This is a genomic window from Amphibacillus marinus (assembly GCF_900110345.1).
GTDB classification, from domain to species: Bacteria; Bacillota; Bacilli; order Bacillales; family Amphibacillaceae; genus Amphibacillus_D; species Amphibacillus_D marinus.
Map to the genome: position 1 here is coordinate 23,274 of NZ_FODJ01000013.1, position 16,159 is coordinate 39,432.

The following is a 16,159-nucleotide window of genomic DNA, read 5'->3' on the forward strand; positions in this document are numbered from 1 at the left end:
ATTTAATCACGAGTTATTATCCTGATCCCAGCGCATTTTCTCTAACAATAAGGCAAGTACATTATGAAGGTGATCGACTTGTTCGCCAGATACATCTTCAAGGACAGTGCTAAGGTATGCTTGCCGCTTCTGGATAACTTCATTAATTATTTCCTTACCTTCCGCTAATAAATGAATACGGACCACTCGGCGATCCTTCATATCTCGCTTGCGCTCCACAAGCTGATTTTTTTCCATGCGATCGACTAAATCTGTTGTTGTGCTAAAAGCAAGGTTAATTTTATTAGACAATTCACCAATTGTTAAGTCGCCATCTTCTAACAACCATTGTAGGGCGATGAACTGCGGGGTAGTTATCTTATAGTTTTTAAGTATTTCTCTTCCTTTATGCTTTATAATACCGTTAATATAACGAATATTCTTTTCAATTTGAGCAATCGGACGGTTTACAACTTCATTCTCCACCGTCTTAACCCCCTTCTATATTGACTTAGACACCTTTCTTGTATGATAACATTTTTTTACCGTTTTAGGTGAAAAATAAATCATTCCATTGTTAATTTTGTCACAATTCAACTCGTTTTGCGCTCCTATTTCTGATAAGATAAAGAAAAACCAAAAAGACGGGAGCGCTTTCATGCATAGTTCAACTAAGTCACAACTTACTACTAAACAAATTAATAATCTCGTATCAACTCATTTTCCAGCTCAGCAGATTGAAGCTATTATAGAGTTAACAGATGGTTATTTTAATAATGCCTACCGAATTTCTTTTATCGGTTATCAGCCTGTTATTTTAAAGATCGCACCGACACCTATGACGCAAGTTATGACTTATGAGCACAACATACTCCAAACGGAAGTAGACATGCTTGAGCTGGTAAAGCAAGCAACGAACATCCCTGTGCCGGCTGTCCTAGCCTATGACTTTTCACGGCACCAGTGTCCTTCTGCTTATTTTTTCATGGAAGAGATTATCGGGACACCATTAAACAAAATAGCGAAATTACATGAAAATATAGCAAAGGACATATTTTTATACCAGCTTGGTCAATATAATTTCACCCTTAATCAACTAACAAACACTACCTTTGGCTATCCAGGTGAGAAAAAACTCCAGGCCAACAATTGGTTTGATTGTTTTTATCAAATGATAGTATGGGCCATTCAGGATCGTTTAACGCTAGCGATTCCGTTAAGTGTTTCTGATCAGGCTATACTCGAACTTTTAAAAAAGCACAAGTACTATTTTGAAGCAGTTGAATCCGCACAGCTTGTCCACTGGGACCTATGGGCGGGTAATGTGTTTGTCGATAACAAACAAATTAGCGGTATCATTGATTTTGAGCGGTGCTTGTGGGGAGACCCTTTGCTGGAGGTCGGCTTTCGCAGTCATCAAAACGATCGACCATTTCTAGCTGGATATGGTAAGTCGACTTTTTCAGCGCAGGAACAAATTAGGATAAGATGGTATGACCTGTATCTGTACCTGATTGTTGCACAAGAAGGAACATATCGGCGTTATCAGCAGAATGACTTCCATAGCTGGGCAAACGGCTTATTAAAAGAAACATATGATTTCCTGCTACGTACTTCTTAATAAGATAAAGAAGCTGCCCTCAACAAGCAAATTAACTTGTTGGGGGCAGGATTAAGCTTATTTCATTTTATTGAGATAACGCATGGCCAGCAATAAGGCGCCAACTGGTAAAGCTTTGGCTAAAAAGCGGAACCCTGATGCCACTGGTCCTTTCGTCGAGATCGCTTTCCCGTTTCGACTTGCAGCAAGGACGTGACGTGCTTCTTGCTCAGGCGTTGTTCGAGGTAAACCAGCAATCATTGAACTACGATCCGATTCACCTGCTACATCAAAGAACTCTGTTTCAACAGGACCTGGACAAGCCGCTGTAACGATAATGTGACGGTCACGCAATTCCTCGTTTAAAGCGCGACTGTATGAGATAACGTAAGCCTTTGTTGCCGCATAAATACCGAAATTAGGCTGAGGGGCAAAGCCCGCAGATGAGGCAATCTGAATAATACGACCACCCGGTTGAATATAGGGCAGCACGATACTGGTTACCGCTGTTAATGCCTCACAGTTCAATCTAACCATACCCAGTTCATCATCTAAAGATAACTGTCCAATTTTACCAAACTTACCATAGCCAGCTGCATTGGCTAACAATTTCACATTTGGTTTATGTTCGTCTAGCTTCTCTCTCAGTTCATCATAACTGCTTACTCTCATTAAATCTAATCCGCAAGGTACCAGCTTGACAAGAACTTCATTTTGCAACTCAGTTAAGCGCTCTTCTCGTCGAGCAACAACCCATATCTCATCTAGACTGGCATACTCTTGATCAATTAATTTCACCAGCTCACGACCAATTCCTGACGATGCTCCCGTCACTATTGCGATATTTGCGATATTTTCCATTTTTTATCAATCCTTTCTGTTCCTAGCGTACTCGTTCTAAACTAAAGAAATAGGCTTGCTTATGTTTAGTTTGCTTCATATCCATGACACCAAGTAACGTATCTTGATCAATCTTTCTAAACACATCAATAATTGGCTTGGTATCATAGACCATGCTGGCACTTGCTTTACCACGATAATCTAACAACCGTAATCGTGCTTTACTTTTTGTAGTGCTGGCGACTAGCTCTAATAGCTTAACGCCTAGTGAGAAATAACGCTCTGGAATACGCTCAATCGGTAGCTCTAGTGGAACAAAGCTTGGATCTAGATAGTACAGCGTCTGGTCAGGACGAGCAAACACAAGTGGGTGAACATGCTCCTGATCCTCGAATCTTTTACCAAACCAACCCGTTCCTTCTAAAAGACCATCTAGTGGGTGACCTGTTCTAATTTCTTTTCCGCGCCATAAGCCAAACATCGCATTAACTTCAATTGGCTCTAATTGATCAAAAAAAGCAAAAGCCTCTTGCTCTGTTGCTCCCTCTAACAGCATCCTTGTGAGAACCTCATGATGATTCACAGCAACCACCTTCTTTTATGTAGGATTTGCGTCTATTATACTATGCTTCCCTATTAAGTACCTAATAAAAACCTCACATAAAAAAATAGCGTGTCAAAAAATAGAAACTGTGATAAACTGATCATGAAATATATTCCATTTCTGTGAAAGGATCCATCTCTATGAACAATTTCCAGCGGTTTACAGTCATTTTTTCAGCGGCAATTTTAATTGGTTTTGTTGCCTTTGTTGCAAGCTTAGTTACCCTTTTTATGGGGGGCCATCCACGTATCCCCGTTCTGATTGCAGCGACAGCGATCATGGTGTGGTTAATCATTGTCATTGATGTATATGACATTTTCTCAAAGTCAGTACGGACGAAATTAAAACTTATTTGCGGTGGTTTATGGCTGGTGGTAGTCATAGGCTTTTCCGGGTTCCTCATTTACCAGAATAGCTTAGCAACGTTAGATGGTGAGGAGCCAGAGATGTGGCGGTACACCCCATTTGACAATGACGGCACACTCGCTTCACTTGATCAACCAGCAACCTTACAGTTAACCGATGATCTACCTCGTCTTGATGGTGCAACTGGTTTATATCCTTTATATGCTGCCTTCGCACAAGCAACTTATCCTGAGGGTTCCTACGAATCCTATGACAGTGAGGTAATGCTGACCACAACGCCAGAAGCCTATCAAAACCTATTAGATGGAGCAGTTGATGTTATCTTTGCAGCAGGACCATCTAAGAATCAGTTGCAGTTAGCGGAAACAAAAGGTCTAAGCTTTAACCTAACACCGATCGGCCGAGAAGCTTTTGTTTTTTTTGTTAATAAACGTAACCCTATCGATGAACTATCAATTAAAGATATTAAAGGCATTTATAGTGGTGACATTACCAACTGGTCTGAGCTCGGGGGACGTTCGACCCGCATCCGTGCCTTTCAACGTCCAGAGGATAGTGGTAGCCAAACGGCTTTACAAAACCTAATGGATAACACTCCAATTATGGAAGCACCATCTGAAGATATCATCGATGGTATGGGTGGTATCCTTAATCAAACAGCTAACTATCGCAATTACCGCAATGCCATCGGCTACTCATTCCGCTTCTTTGCAATGGACATGATCGCTGACAATGACATTAAATTTTTAACGATTGATGCTGCCTACCCTTCAATTGAAGCGATTCAGGATGGAACTTATCCACTGAGTAGCGAATTTTACGCCATTACAGTTGATGATACCAATGAGAATGTGCAGGCATTAATTGACTGGATATTATCTGAGCAAGGCCAGCAGCTTGTTGCAGAGACAGGCTTTGTGCCCTTAAGTGACCCGAACTAAGCATTTCCTACTTAGCCATGTTACAATAATGCTAAGAAAGGAATGATAAGATGAAATCAATTGAGCTAGGTACAAGCAACCTGAACACGAGTGCCATTTCATTAGGCTGTATGCGTATGAGTGGGTTAACAAAAGCAGAAGCACAACACGTCATTCACAACGCCCTTGATCTGGGCGTAAATCTATTTGATCATGCCGACATTTATGGTAGAGGTTTATCTGAACAAATCTTTGCTGATGCCATTGACATGTCCCCTACTATTCGGGAAGAAATAATTCTGCAATCTAAGTGCGGCATTCGCAAGGGACAATTTGACTTCTCAAAACAGCATATTATCAACTCCGTTGAAGGTAGCCTAAAACGGTTAAAGACTGATTACTTAGACATCCTCCTCTTACATAGACCAGATACACTCGTCGAACCAGAGGAAGTTGCTGAGGCATTTGCTGAACTTAAAGCAGCAGGTAAAGTTAAGCATTTTGGTGTCAGTAATCAAAACCCAGGCCAAATAGAATTGCTTAAAAAATATCTAGAAGAAGACTTAATTATTAACCAGCTTCAATTCAGCTTAATGCACACCCCGATGATTGATGCTGGCTTCAATGTTAATATGGCGCACGACAAAGCAATTGTTAGAGACAACGGCATCCTAGAATACTGCCGGCTCAACAATATGACGATTCAGGCATGGTCCCCTTTTCAATTCGGTATGATGGAGGGTGTCTTTATCGGACACAAAGAATTTCCAGAGTTGAATCAGAAGCTCCAAGAACTAGCGGCTAAATATGAGGTAACAGACTCCGCTATTGCCATTGCTTGGATTCTCCGCCATCCAGCTAAAATTCAACCCGTTGTCGGAACCATGAATCAACAGCGACTTGCTGATATTGCCAAAGCAACTGAGATTAAGTTAACCCGTGAAGAGTGGTATGACCTGTACCTAGCAGCGGGAAATAAGCTGCCTTAAAACACAAGTAAGGAGGTGTTGCAATTAATGCAACACCTCCTTATCTGGCGCTTAAATGCTGATCCTTAGCACTATTGGTCATAAGTAAGTAATCCTCTAATGACTGACGTAAACTCAGTAAGGTCGTATACTCACTTTGGAGCATGTCTAATACAGCCATAACTAATTGGTAGCTAATAACGATAGCCAAGAACACTAAACTCATTAAGGTAAAACTGTCATCTAAATTCACCCATAAATCTTGTTCCCCGATCATTAGACTAAGCAAGCGATGCCAGACTGGATAAGCGAAGACACCAAGTACAGCCAGCACAACTAATAACTTATTCCGTTTTTCCTTAAGACGCTGCCCAATACTACTTTGAACAATTTGAAACTGACTAAGCGTTAACGATTGAGACATAAAAAGGGCTTCAAACTTTTTCTGAAGCTCAGCTCGATCGAATTCGCGCAAAACTAATCGAGTTCTAATTTTCTTTATGATAAACAGACACAAAGCAAAAATAAAGAAAGTTAACAAGGAAAAGGCCTTGCCATCAAGAAAAGCAGCGTATCTCCTTACTAGTTCGAAAATAATGAAATAAACAATGAGGACAAGCGCTGATAAGGTGTAATATTTCTTTTTGTTTTTATGTGATTGAATAAAGTCCAACTGTATTTTTATATAATCTTTCCTTAATTGATCAATGTACATATTCTTACTCCTTATAATTAAGCTATTAGTCTGTTAAGCTAGATTTGCGTTTAGTGAGACGCGAAGCTACATAAATTGTTAAATGGAATTATTAGAATCACTAAATTCACAACACCTGTTATTCAATAACATTTAAATTAAAGCGGACAAATTGTTGACCAAGAACCATCGAATTCTCATCAATCCACTGAAAAATAATAACAGCTCTATTAAGACCAGGTTCATGATCTGGCGCGCTATATTCGACTACTCCTTTACTGTCTATTTCAAGCTCCCACCATGACCTTGATCCATCCTCATAATTAGCAATTCCAAAACCTTTATTAGGCTGGTCCGCAGCATTAGCAAAATCAAATTGGAGCCAATATTTATTAATCTTTACTTCATAGGGCTCAGCCTCTACACTTGATAAGCTAAACACAAGGTTAAGTAAGTCATCTTGGGTAAACACCTCAGGCTCTTCATTCCAAAAGGTGGTTTCAATAATTAAACCATCTTTACTTTGCAGTTCTGACTGATCAGGGTTATCTCCAGCTCTGGCAATTTTTAATTCAAACTCTGGTGGAGAATCCATAGTCAATGTATAGCTGTCGCTACATGAAATTATTAATGGAAAAATAATGATGAGTAACAGCATAAATTTATTGTTTGAACCTCTCATACTATCACCACCAATCGTAAATTCAACACTTAAATTGACAATACAATATTATGGTAATTAAAGCTATCTTTTTTATGATGTTTTTTTTGCTTTTTCATTAATTGTTCACTATTTGATAACAACTACCTTAAAAAAACAAAAAATTTGTTATTATATATTGATAAAAAAATAATTTTTATTGATAAACAATAAATTTAAGGCTATAATTAGCTTATCATTTAATGACATAGATAAATATTAAAAGGTGGTTTTATAGTTGATTATTGTCATTTTGTCGCTCTTAATAGCTTCGCCCTTTATTGGAGTTTTTCTCCTAAATAAATACAAGTGGATGGGTTGGCTACTAATTTCGTTGCCATTCGTCCCGGTATTATTCTTTCTAATCTGGTCAGGACTAGAAAGTCAGCATTATTTTGTTAGAACAACTACCTTAGCTAATGAGCAGATTGCAGGATTTTCCTTAAATAGCAGCTTGTCGGCTAAACAATTAAATTATCTAAATCAGTTTGAGCGGATGATGAATGAGGATGACGGCTATCTATTTGAAAGCAATGATTTTCGCATAACAATGGATGGTGATGATAGGGTCATTTCTTTATTAGTCAGTGACCCGTCCATCGTTACCAGCTCAGGACTTAAAGTGGGGCTTACAGTAGAAGAGGCTATTGCTATTTACGGAGAGCATTATTACACCTATCGTGAAATGTGCATGGGAACAGCAATAGTTTATGTAGATAGAGAGAATCGCTATGAGCTTAAGATTTGGATGAGTGATGAGACTGTTTCTTATTTTTCGTTTTCGGTTTATTAATGTTGGATACTATGTTTGAATTAAAATCTCATAAATAATGCCAAGGTTCTTCGCAGTTACTTAAAGGTAAGATTTTTCTAGTCACTTTATGGAGGTATGTTAATTAGTTGAAGTAATGTGTTACTTACCTGACCGCGTTATACTCATTAAGCTATTTAGCTAGTGAAATTTTTGAATAATATCTAAAAGGACAAGCAATTATGCTTGTTTGTATATGTTAACTGAAAAGTGAACCAGTTGTTAAGTTAAAATTGAACCACTCATAGTTTGTGAATCCCGAACTTTCACTCTTAATATGGAGTGGCGATCATGATACCCTGATGGGGATGCGAAATCCTTTGCTACCGCTTTCCTTCGCCAAATAGTCATGCTAGCAGAGACTCCATGTCAAGCCGCGCAGTAATAAAATCAATACTCTAAGTTTGTGAATTCCCCCTTTCGAGGTGGTTCAAAATTAAATTGCGAAATAGTTCATTTTTTAATTGCGAAATACACTCATGTAGAGTGCGACCCCAATTAGGAAGGGAGCTAGACAACGTGGCAAATGATTTCAATCCACGCACTCATGTAGAGTGCGACTACAAATAAATTAAAAACCCTTCAAAAGTAGCAGGACCTTGTGTAGGTGCGTGGATTGAAATTAAGAGTTGCGTGGATATGAAGGGACGGACATGGAGTCGCACCTTGTGGGGGTACGTGAATTAAAATACTACTATTGGTATATTGAGCCATAGTCTCGTAGCACCTCGTGTAAAAATGCATCAGAGAAGTGAGTTACTGCAACATTTTTAATAGCCGTTAGTATTGAACTGCTTTTCAACTAAGGAGGGAAAATCTTGATTAATGAAGAAAGATATAAAATTCTATTTAGTAGTAGATTTGATCATTTAAAGTTAGTTTCAATCTTTTTTCTCCAAATAATGTTATTCTTATTTTTTCTTAATACTTCTTGGAATCTCAATACAAATTTATTGTCTTTCTTGATAACTAATACCTTAGTTATCATTTATAAATTGTTTAAGGTCATATTTTATCAACGAGTACATAAGGAAAAAGAAATAAAGTATATCCTGATGTTCGTTGTTATATGAATAATACTTGTTTTACTTCTAATCGTTTATTGACATGTTTGGGCTGTGCTTTTAACTAATGAGAAGCTGTTTATAAAAGAATCGAATATGGTAATATTATTATCCTTACACTAATAACAAAACCGACTTCCAAGAAGGAAAGTCGGTTTTGTTTAGAGCTGAAGCTCCCCCATACGCAAAAGCTCTACAACAGCCTGTGAACGCCCCTTAACACCTAGTTTTTGAATCGTGTTTGTAATACGTAGTGATTGCAAATCAATGCACTTCATTCGCAATTGATAATTATGTAAATAATTGTTGTAAAAAGAGGAAAAATAATAGTATAATTGATTCAATAGGATCTTAAATAAATATATACCTAATTGTTGAGACAAAGAATTACTTTTCTAAATAGGAGATGACTAACTTGACAGAAAAAAGTACAGGAACACTATACATTTTTGAGGGAGTAGACAATGTTGGAAAAACTACTATTATAAAAAAAATTAAGAAAAGATTAGAGAATGAATACATTCCTTGTTCAGTTTATAGTTTCCCCGGTAAACAAAAACGGACCTTGGGTCAATTTGTCTACAAATTCCATCATGATATTAAAAAGTACATAGATAATGATTTAAATAATATTAGCCTCCAGCTATTGCATATAGCTTCGCACATAGACATATTAACAAGGTGCATCTTACCTGATTTAAAGCAAGGAAAAACTGTACTTCTAGACAGATCATGGTGGTCTACTTATGCTTATGGGATAGCAAATGGGATTTCTGAAACTCAAATGAATATGATACTTTTACCAGAGATGGAAATCTTAAAAGAGATTAATATAGGAAAAGTTTTTTTAATTAACCGAAATCAAGATAAACTAGAGTACAGTAAAACTATTCATGAAGACATTATATCAGCTTATAAAGACTTAGCTAATAAACACAAAGAATTAGTTTTTAAGATTTATAATAATGGAAAGCTAAAAGATTCCACTGATATTATTGAGAAAATTCTACTAAGCCAAGTAATAAAAAAAGACAGTCAGAAAAATAACAAGATCCTAGACAAAAAGATAAGGAGTATAAATGTTTCACAAAAACCTGTACCATCAAAAATATACGATAACTATTGGATGTTTGCTGCGAAACGCCAAGAAATTTTTTTAAAAAAACTAGAAAATCAAAATCCTCCTTTTACAGATGATCCAATTCTATTAAAGTATCGCTTCACTAATGCTTACAGAGCATCAGATAGAGTAAGTCAATATTTAATTAAGAATATAATATATAAAAATTCAGATTTACTTCCAGAAGACATTCTTTTCCGAATTTTGCTATTTAAATTATTTAATAAAATAGAGACTTGGGAATTACTAGAGAACAATTTAGGGGAGATTACATATAAGAATTATGACTTTCACACCTACGATAAAATCCTCAACGATCAACTGTTGAATAATGTGAGAATTTATTCAGCAGCCTATATTATGCCTTCAGGAAAAAGCTCATTTCAATATCAAAAGAAGCATCAAAACAATTTGGCTCTTTTAGAGACAATAATGAAAGATAGATTATCACAAAAGATAGCTAAAGCTAAAAGTTTGGAGGAACTTTACAACCTACTAATAAAATATCCAACTTTCGGGAAATTCTTAGCTTTTCAATTCAGTATTGATATTAATTATAGTGAATTGTGTAATTTTAGTGAAATGTCCTATGTTGTTGCAGGGCCCGGAGCAAGCAGCGGAATAAAGAAATGTTTTGATAGCACAGGAAATTATACCGATGAAGATATTATACGCTACATGGCAGAGAGACAACACCAAGAATTTGAGTGTTTGGGTCTGAGTTTCCATAGCTTGTGGGGAAGACCACTTCAATTAATTGATTGTCAGAATCTTTTCTGTGAAACTGACAAATATACTCGTGTAGCTTATCCTAGTCTAAATGGGGAATCCGGCCGTTCTAGGATTAAACAATTATATAAACCAAGTGAAATGGGGTATATTAAATATTTTTATCCTCCTAAATGGAATATTAATCAGTATATAAATTAAAGTGAGGTGCAAAAGTGTTATGTTTTATTCGTTTACAGGAAAGGATGCGAATGAGGTCTGGAGTAAAGCAACAAGTGAATTAATGAGTGAGCAAAATATAACTACACCTAGTAGGTCAGGCAACAATATAGAATTATTACATGCTCTCATTCATATTGAAGACCCCACACAACGTTGGACAACAAATAGAGTCCCCCCTATTAGTATAGGCTTTGCTCTTGCTGAATTGATTTGGATTCTATTTGGAAGTAAAGATGCTAAAGTTATAAATTATTGGAACCCATCACTTCCAAGGTTCTCTGGTATTAGTGATCAATATCATGGTGCATACGGATATAGGATTAGACATAATTTTCAAATCGACCAATTAGAACGTGCTTATTTAACACTCAAAAATAATACAGATAGTCGTCAAGTTGTAATATCAATTTGGGATCCTAAAATTGATTCCCCCGATAACCAAGGACAGCCTGTTAATCAAGATATTCCATGTAACATTTGCTCTTTATTAAAAGTTAGAAATAATAAGTTAGAATGGACACAAATTATGAGAAGTAACGATATTCTTTTAGGTCTACCTTATAACTTAATTCAGTTTACAAGTTTACAAGAGGTCATAGCTGGGTGGTTAGATGTTGATATTGGATCCTATACTCACTATAGTGATAGTCTTCATTTATACTGTAGGGACCTTGAAAAAGTAGGTATTTCTAATGACTTGAAAATATTAAATAAAGACAGTTTATTCCTAGGAAAAGAAGAGTGCTTTTATAACGTAAATGAAATTTATAAGCGAATGATGAAAATAGCCTATAATGATAATATTTCAGAGGATGAGCTATATGAGATTAGTGAATTAGACAGTAATAGTTCAGCATATCGTAATATTATGTACATTATTACTCTGTATGTCGCTGATAGAAAAGGGTTCAAACTATTATCAGAAAGAATACTTAAAAAATGTACAAACGAGCTATTTGTGTTTCTATGGAGAAATTGGAAAGGGGAGAAGTGATATGTCTGAAAAAGTAAACTTATTCGTATCTCATTATGGAGGCGATGAGCAATATATAGAATCTTTTAAAAATTTAATATCAAAGAAATATGATATTAGAGATAGTTCTATCATCGAAAGCGAGCCTAATAATGCAACAAATAAAGAGTATATAAAATCAATTTTAAGATCCCGAATCGATTGGGCTGGTAAAGTGGTAGTTTTAGTAGGACTTAAAACACATGAACGAGAGTGGGTGAATTGGGAGATTAATTATGCAGCAATGAATGGTGATAAAAGAGTTGTAGGCGTTTTTTTACCTGGTGCAACGGACGCTGATTTACCAGAAGCATTAACAGATTATGCTGATGCATGTGTTCCTTGGAGTTTTCCAAAAATCATTTCTGCACTGGAGGGAAATGATTTATGGGAAGATGCCTCCGGTGAACCAAGACCCTATTTGGGTAATCGTGGAACTTGTTAGGAGTGATGTAATTGAATTTGTATAGCTATATAGTTACAAGAGATTATGGATTTGCACCAAACCCCTTCACATCATACTGCACGTTAGCTACATGTAAACCTATATTAAGGCGCAATGCATGCATTGGAGATTGGGTGGTTGGAATTGGTTCTGCATCAAAAAATAGCCCTTTTAAAAACAAAGTAATATATGCAATGAAGGTTAGTGAAAAAATGAGTTTCGACGACTACTGGGATGATCTACGTTTTATCAAGAAACGACCCAAAATGAATGGAAGTAAACGTCAAATGTACGGAGATAATATTTACCATAGGACTAATATAAACTCTCCATTTGTTCAAGAAGATTCTCACCACAGTTTGCCACATGGTGAAACAAACACATTAAACTATAATAGAGATTTAACAGGAAAATTTGTTTTAGTATCAAAGGATTTCTGGTATTTTGGAGAAGAAGCTATTCAAATTCCTGAGAAATTCATTTCTATAGCCAAAGTAATTAGAGGATACAAAAAAACTAATTCCGAGAATTTTATTAACGAATTCTCTGACTGGTTAAATCAATTTCCGCAAAAAGGATATATAGGAAAACCATACATGTTTAATAAGGTATTTACACGTTACTCTGGAAATTAAAACCATTAAATTATATGAGGTAAACTAATGAAGCGTCTAACTTTTTTATTTTTAATTATTGCCCTTACATTCGTGTTGCTTAATTTCGAACTTCAAAGTATCAAAAATTCTTATCTTTCAACTTTTTGGTTGAATTTACAGTTTATATCGACTGGACTTTACATGATTATCCCTTTGATTCTACTAACTGGCCTCCTACTACTTCTTTTTACGAATAAGTGGGCTTTGCGTGTAGAGAAAATGAACATAGGTGGGTTTAATATAATATTTGATAATCCAGCTTACTTATATAAAAAACAAATAAGAAATTATCTTGATACTAAAAGAACAATATTTAAAGTGAATTTTGAGTATGATAATTTTAGCGAAACTATTGATTCCTATTTTGAGATATATAAATTCTTTCGTGATGAAATTAAGATTCTTGGAGATACTGGAAAAAAGCGTTTTCGAAATAATGATGCAATTTTCCTGTATAATTTAACTAATCAAACAATTAGAATTCTAAATTCTTTTTTAACTGAAAATCAAAGTAACTACCGTAGATGGTACACATATATAAACAAGAATGATCAGAAAAACTATTACTTAACACCTATTGGGGAACTCCAAAAGCAATATCCCTATTATGATAAAATTTGCTCTGAATTTGAAATAGTCAATAATTTTTTTGTGAACAAAATTGCTGATGAGTTTGGTGTGGACATAGAAAAATGGAGTTTAAATTTAAAAAAAGAGAAATAAAAACACGTACACTCTCAATCCTGTTGAGAGTGCGTGTCAATTAAAGCATAAGCAATAGTTCTGTATATCAATACTTTAATTTATATTTTAATGTTTTTTTTAAATGAAAACCCTAAATCTATGCAGCCATCTTCATAAACAACCCCTTTATCTATAAGAGTTCTAAAGACATGATACAGATCTTGTTCTGTGTCGTTCAGCTGCTCAAGAGCATCTTTAATATGCTCCACGTTATATTTATGTTCATCCTTGCTGTGCAAAAGAAAAATTTGTTCTTCTGTACGCTGTATTTTCATATCTAATTCACGTTTCTTATCATCAAATTTCTGCTTATCTATAATACCATCCAAGTATATATCCAATAGCCTTTTTTGTTTGCCAGTTAGTTCTGATTGTTGTTTCTCGAGTTGTTTGATCTTACCTTGATTACTATGTAACAGCGCTTCATTAAAATTAAGGCTTATCTTATCACTTTCAATCTTTAATTCCTGGAGAATAACCTCTCTAAGATCTTCATAAGTCATAGGCTTATGATTCACACACAAACCTGATCTTCTCCGCTTACTGCACTTTAAATATTTCCAATGTGATTTGGAACCATCCTTTTTCTTCTTCCATGATTCTAAAATTACCATGTTTGAACCGCAGTGGGCACATTGCAATAATCCTCTAAATTCATTCCATGGTGTAATCTTTCGCTTACGGTTAATAACATCTTTACTATTCGCTTTTTGATAGACCTCTTTTGAGACAATGCCAGGATGATGCTCTTCGATAATAACCCACTTACTTTTAGGGTTCTCAATCCGTTTCTTCCTGCCATCTACTTTTATTTTAGAAAAGCGATTGTAGATAAAGTCGCCACAGAAGGTTCTATTCTTAATAATGCTGTTGATAGTAGTTAGCTGCCAGTATGAGCCGTGCTTTGGTGGAGGTACTAAACCTTGTTCCATTTGCTCATTAAGCTTTACTGCAATAGTTTTCATGCCAATGTTATCATTGACGTACCAGGAGAAGATTTTCTTAATAACCTTTGCTTCGTCCTTTTTTATAACAAGCTTGTTTTCAACACGATCATAGCCGTATGGCACTTTACCTATGTGATCCCCTCGTCTAACTTTGGCAGACATAGCAGCACTAATTGATACGGAAAGTGTTTTAGGGTATTGAGCTGCAAACATGGAGAACATTTCAAACTTCATGTCGTTTTTGCCTTCATATTCGCTGTCGTAACCTTCCTCAATAGTCACCACACGGACATTGTGACCAAGAAGCACCTCCTTAACCTCTAAGGCATCCTTGAGGTCACGAGCAAGCCTGTGAATGGATTTAAAGACAACCATTTTAATATCTCGATTACGTGCTTTCTTAAGGATTAATTGAAGTGCTGTACGTTCAAGAAAAAGCGTTCCTGATTTCCCTTCATCCTTTAATATGGAACGCTCATCCCATTCGTAGTCATGCTGCTCCAACCAGTAACGACAAATATCAATCTGGTTAGATAGTGAATCCTTCTGTTCGTCCTTATCGGTAGAGACACGAGTATAAATGAGATAAGGATAGTCTTTATATGTGTGTAATTGCTTATCCTCAGACATTTGATCACCTCTAATAATATTATAATCGAATTCCGTCTAAAAAGGAACATATGTTCTAGTTATTTTAAGGAAATATTACATTAGGAAATCCAAAGAATTCTTATAATTCGATCATTAAACCTCTCTCTCCAATACCCCCCATCCATACTCTCATAAGCCACCCCAGTACTTCCTTGCGCCCCAATAAACATGCCATCCCCTGCATATATACCCACATGTCCATCAACCTTATAAGTATCAAAAAACACTAAGTCCCCTGGCTGAATATTCTCATAGCTAACCGAATAACCCACATATTTAAGTGTATCAGTCGTTACACTTGTCCTATTACCTAATTCAATACCCACTTGATCAAATGCCCAGTGAACAAAAGAGCTACAATCAAACAATCCTTGTGCAATTTCATAATCATTGCGCCCACCACCAAAGGCATATGTGCTGTTATTGATCCAGCGTTCACCAACTGTCACAACTTCAGGCAATTCACCCTCATAGGATTGATTAATGTCCAAATCATCCATAACCCCACCACCAGAAAGCTTTCGATATGCTCGAACATATTTAGCTGTCTCATTTTCTTTTCTGGTAAGCTCAATTAACTTTGAACGATCTGTTACTGCATTTTTCTGATCCACAATAGTGAATAGTTCACTTTCATATACTCCTAACAGCTCTCTACTTGCTGAAACCTCCCCCGTCATAACAAAAAATCCGATTAACAGCAGCATAACAATTCTACGCATAAGCGAGTACCTCAATCTCTGCTTTAATATCTACCAAGGCTTGTAGCTGCTCTTGATCTATCTGACTTACTTTATTGTTTGTCGCTTGCTTTAGAACTTTTCTTACTTTCGGCACGTACCAGTCAGTAAACGCATCGATCATTTCCAGTTCAACAACACTTAATAACAGTCGGCAATGTTTATCCCCTTGGCCATCTGATAAACCATTTATATTCTGTTCTAGATGTGATTTAATGCCGTCATACTGTTCTAGTAAGTGCTTATTACCTGCCTTTTTAAAAGTGCGTTTTACGTTCCGCCTCGACATACTCATACTTAACAAAAGAACAGCAGCATGACTTTGTTTAATGATCAAGTCCATTTAC

The 16,159-nt window shown here is 36.1% G+C and carries 17 protein-coding genes and 1 pseudogene; 9 read left to right on the forward strand and 9 right to left on the reverse strand.

Translation table 11 applies throughout. The features are described from left to right. Window positions 1-6: 6 nt before the first annotated feature. Complete coding sequence (locus tag BM000_RS14550) at window positions 7-465, reverse strand: MarR family winged helix-turn-helix transcriptional regulator (RefSeq protein WP_091499848.1); 459 nt, start codon at window positions 463-465, stop codon at window positions 7-9. Between the two features lie 172 nt (window positions 466-637). On the opposite strand from BM000_RS14550, the gene BM000_RS14555 reads away from it, so the two are divergent. Next, complete coding sequence (locus BM000_RS14555) at window positions 638-1,600, forward strand: phosphotransferase family protein (protein WP_091499850.1); 963 nt, start codon at window positions 638-640, stop codon at window positions 1,598-1,600. Window positions 1,601-1,657: 57 nt separating this feature from the next. On the opposite strand, the gene BM000_RS14560 is transcribed toward BM000_RS14555, so the two are convergent. After that, complete coding sequence (locus BM000_RS14560) at window positions 1,658-2,440, reverse strand: SDR family NAD(P)-dependent oxidoreductase (protein WP_245751695.1); 783 nt, start codon at window positions 2,438-2,440, stop codon at window positions 1,658-1,660. 22 nt (window positions 2,441-2,462) lie between these two features. Beyond that, entirely contained in the window at window positions 2,463-3,002 is a 540-nt protein-coding gene (locus BM000_RS14565; protein ID WP_245751696.1) for a DUF4334 domain-containing protein, read from the reverse strand. Between the two features lie 161 nt (window positions 3,003-3,163). On the opposite strand from BM000_RS14565, the gene BM000_RS14570 reads away from it, so the two are divergent. Further along, window positions 3,164-4,330, forward strand: a complete 1,167-nt coding sequence (locus BM000_RS14570; protein ID WP_091499852.1) for a PstS family phosphate ABC transporter substrate-binding protein — start codon at window positions 3,164-3,166, stop codon at window positions 4,328-4,330. Window positions 4,331-4,380: 50 nt separating this feature from the next. After that, the gene (locus BM000_RS14575) at window positions 4,381-5,298 is read left to right on the forward strand and encodes an aldo/keto reductase (RefSeq protein WP_091499853.1); all 918 of its coding nucleotides are present in this window, start codon (window positions 4,381-4,383) and stop codon (window positions 5,296-5,298) included. A gap of 40 nt (window positions 5,299-5,338) precedes the next feature. Here the strand turns inward: BM000_RS14575 and BM000_RS14580 are convergent, their stop codons facing one another. Both BM000_RS14580 and BM000_RS14585 read right to left on the reverse strand, forming a co-directional pair. Next, window positions 5,339-5,992, reverse strand: coding sequence for a hypothetical protein (locus BM000_RS14580; RefSeq protein ID WP_091499855.1), 654 nt, complete (start codon window positions 5,990-5,992; stop codon window positions 5,339-5,341). Window positions 5,993-6,110: 118 nt separating this feature from the next. After that, complete coding sequence (locus BM000_RS14585; protein ID WP_091499857.1) at window positions 6,111-6,653, reverse strand: hypothetical protein; 543 nt, start codon at window positions 6,651-6,653, stop codon at window positions 6,111-6,113. A gap of 256 nt (window positions 6,654-6,909) precedes the next feature. On the opposite strand from BM000_RS14585, the gene BM000_RS14590 reads away from it, so the two are divergent. After that, complete coding sequence (locus tag BM000_RS14590; protein ID WP_091499858.1) at window positions 6,910-7,464, forward strand: hypothetical protein; 555 nt, start codon at window positions 6,910-6,912, stop codon at window positions 7,462-7,464. A gap of 1,243 nt (window positions 7,465-8,707) precedes the next feature. On the opposite strand, the pseudogene BM000_RS14600 reads toward BM000_RS14590, so the two are convergent. After that, window positions 8,708-8,794: pseudogene (locus tag BM000_RS14600) on the reverse strand (helix-turn-helix transcriptional regulator); the annotation flags it as partial. Window positions 8,795-8,961: 167 nt separating this feature from the next. Between BM000_RS14600 and BM000_RS14605 the strand changes: the two are divergent. The 5 genes from BM000_RS14605 to BM000_RS14625 are packed head-to-tail and all read left to right on the forward strand — an operon-like array spanning window position 8,962 to window position 13,453. Then, complete coding sequence (locus BM000_RS14605; protein ID WP_177178314.1) at window positions 8,962-10,596, forward strand: nucleotide kinase domain-containing protein; 1,635 nt, start codon at window positions 8,962-8,964, stop codon at window positions 10,594-10,596. A 19-nt stretch (window positions 10,597-10,615) separates the two neighbouring features. Further along, window positions 10,616-11,611 (forward strand): thymidylate synthase, encoded by a 996-nt coding sequence (locus tag BM000_RS14610; RefSeq protein ID WP_091499863.1) that lies wholly within the window; start codon window positions 10,616-10,618, stop codon window positions 11,609-11,611. A 1-nt stretch (window position 11,612) separates the two neighbouring features. After that, on the forward strand, window positions 11,613-12,074 hold the full coding sequence (locus tag BM000_RS14615; protein WP_091499864.1) for a TIR domain-containing protein: 462 nt from the start codon (window positions 11,613-11,615) through the stop codon (window positions 12,072-12,074). Window positions 12,075-12,085: 11 nt separating this feature from the next. Then, the gene (locus BM000_RS14620) at window positions 12,086-12,709 is read left to right on the forward strand and encodes an Nmad2 family putative nucleotide modification protein (protein ID WP_091499865.1); all 624 of its coding nucleotides are present in this window, start codon (window positions 12,086-12,088) and stop codon (window positions 12,707-12,709) included. 27 nt (window positions 12,710-12,736) lie between these two features. Next, window positions 12,737-13,453: a hypothetical protein gene (locus BM000_RS14625; RefSeq protein WP_091499866.1), complete on the forward strand. Its 717-nt coding sequence runs from the start codon at window positions 12,737-12,739 to the stop codon at window positions 13,451-13,453. An 80-nt stretch (window positions 13,454-13,533) separates the two neighbouring features. On the opposite strand, the gene BM000_RS14630 is transcribed toward BM000_RS14625, so the two are convergent. The 3 genes from BM000_RS14630 to BM000_RS14640 form a co-directional block, all read right to left on the reverse strand. After that, window positions 13,534-15,051, reverse strand: coding sequence for a recombinase family protein (locus BM000_RS14630; RefSeq protein WP_091499867.1), 1,518 nt, complete (start codon window positions 15,049-15,051; stop codon window positions 13,534-13,536). 80 nt (window positions 15,052-15,131) lie between these two features. Beyond that, the gene (locus BM000_RS17160; RefSeq protein WP_091499868.1) at window positions 15,132-15,794 is read right to left on the reverse strand and encodes a C40 family peptidase; all 663 of its coding nucleotides are present in this window, start codon (window positions 15,792-15,794) and stop codon (window positions 15,132-15,134) included. Then, on the reverse strand, window positions 15,787-16,155 hold the full coding sequence (locus tag BM000_RS14640) for a hypothetical protein (RefSeq protein WP_091499869.1): 369 nt from the start codon (window positions 16,153-16,155) through the stop codon (window positions 15,787-15,789). Before BM000_RS14640 ends, BM000_RS17160 begins: the two co-directional genes overlap by 8 nt. Window positions 16,156-16,159 lie beyond the last annotated feature (4 nt).

What these genes read in the sequence shown, in the direction of transcription:
- BM000_RS17160 (WP_091499868.1), bottom strand. Translation starts at nt 15,794, where the DNA reads ATGCGTAGAATTGTTATGCTGCTGTTAATCGGATTTTTTGTTATGACG.
- BM000_RS14570 (WP_091499852.1), top strand. Translation starts at nt 3,164, where the DNA reads ATGAACAATTTCCAGCGGTTTACAGTCATTTTTTCAGCGGCAATTTTA.
- BM000_RS14560 (WP_245751695.1), bottom strand. Translation starts at nt 2,440, where the DNA reads ATGGAAAATATCGCAAATATCGCAATAGTGACGGGAGCATCGTCAGGA.
- BM000_RS14630 (WP_091499867.1), bottom strand. Translation starts at nt 15,051, where the DNA reads ATGTCTGAGGATAAGCAATTACACACATATAAAGACTATCCTTATCTC.
- BM000_RS14580 (WP_091499855.1), bottom strand. Translation starts at nt 5,992, where the DNA reads ATGTACATTGATCAATTAAGGAAAGATTATATAAAAATACAGTTGGAC.
- BM000_RS14625 (WP_091499866.1), top strand. Translation starts at nt 12,737, where the DNA reads ATGAAGCGTCTAACTTTTTTATTTTTAATTATTGCCCTTACATTCGTG.
- BM000_RS14610 (WP_091499863.1), top strand. Translation starts at nt 10,616, where the DNA reads ATGTTTTATTCGTTTACAGGAAAGGATGCGAATGAGGTCTGGAGTAAA.
- BM000_RS14575 (WP_091499853.1), top strand. Translation starts at nt 4,381, where the DNA reads ATGAAATCAATTGAGCTAGGTACAAGCAACCTGAACACGAGTGCCATT.
- BM000_RS14585 (WP_091499857.1), bottom strand. Translation starts at nt 6,653, where the DNA reads ATGAGAGGTTCAAACAATAAATTTATGCTGTTACTCATCATTATTTTT.
- BM000_RS14615 (WP_091499864.1), top strand. Translation starts at nt 11,613, where the DNA reads ATGTCTGAAAAAGTAAACTTATTCGTATCTCATTATGGAGGCGATGAG.
- BM000_RS14640 (WP_091499869.1), bottom strand. Translation starts at nt 16,155, where the DNA reads ATGGACTTGATCATTAAACAAAGTCATGCTGCTGTTCTTTTGTTAAGT.
- BM000_RS14555 (WP_091499850.1), top strand. Translation starts at nt 638, where the DNA reads ATGCATAGTTCAACTAAGTCACAACTTACTACTAAACAAATTAATAAT.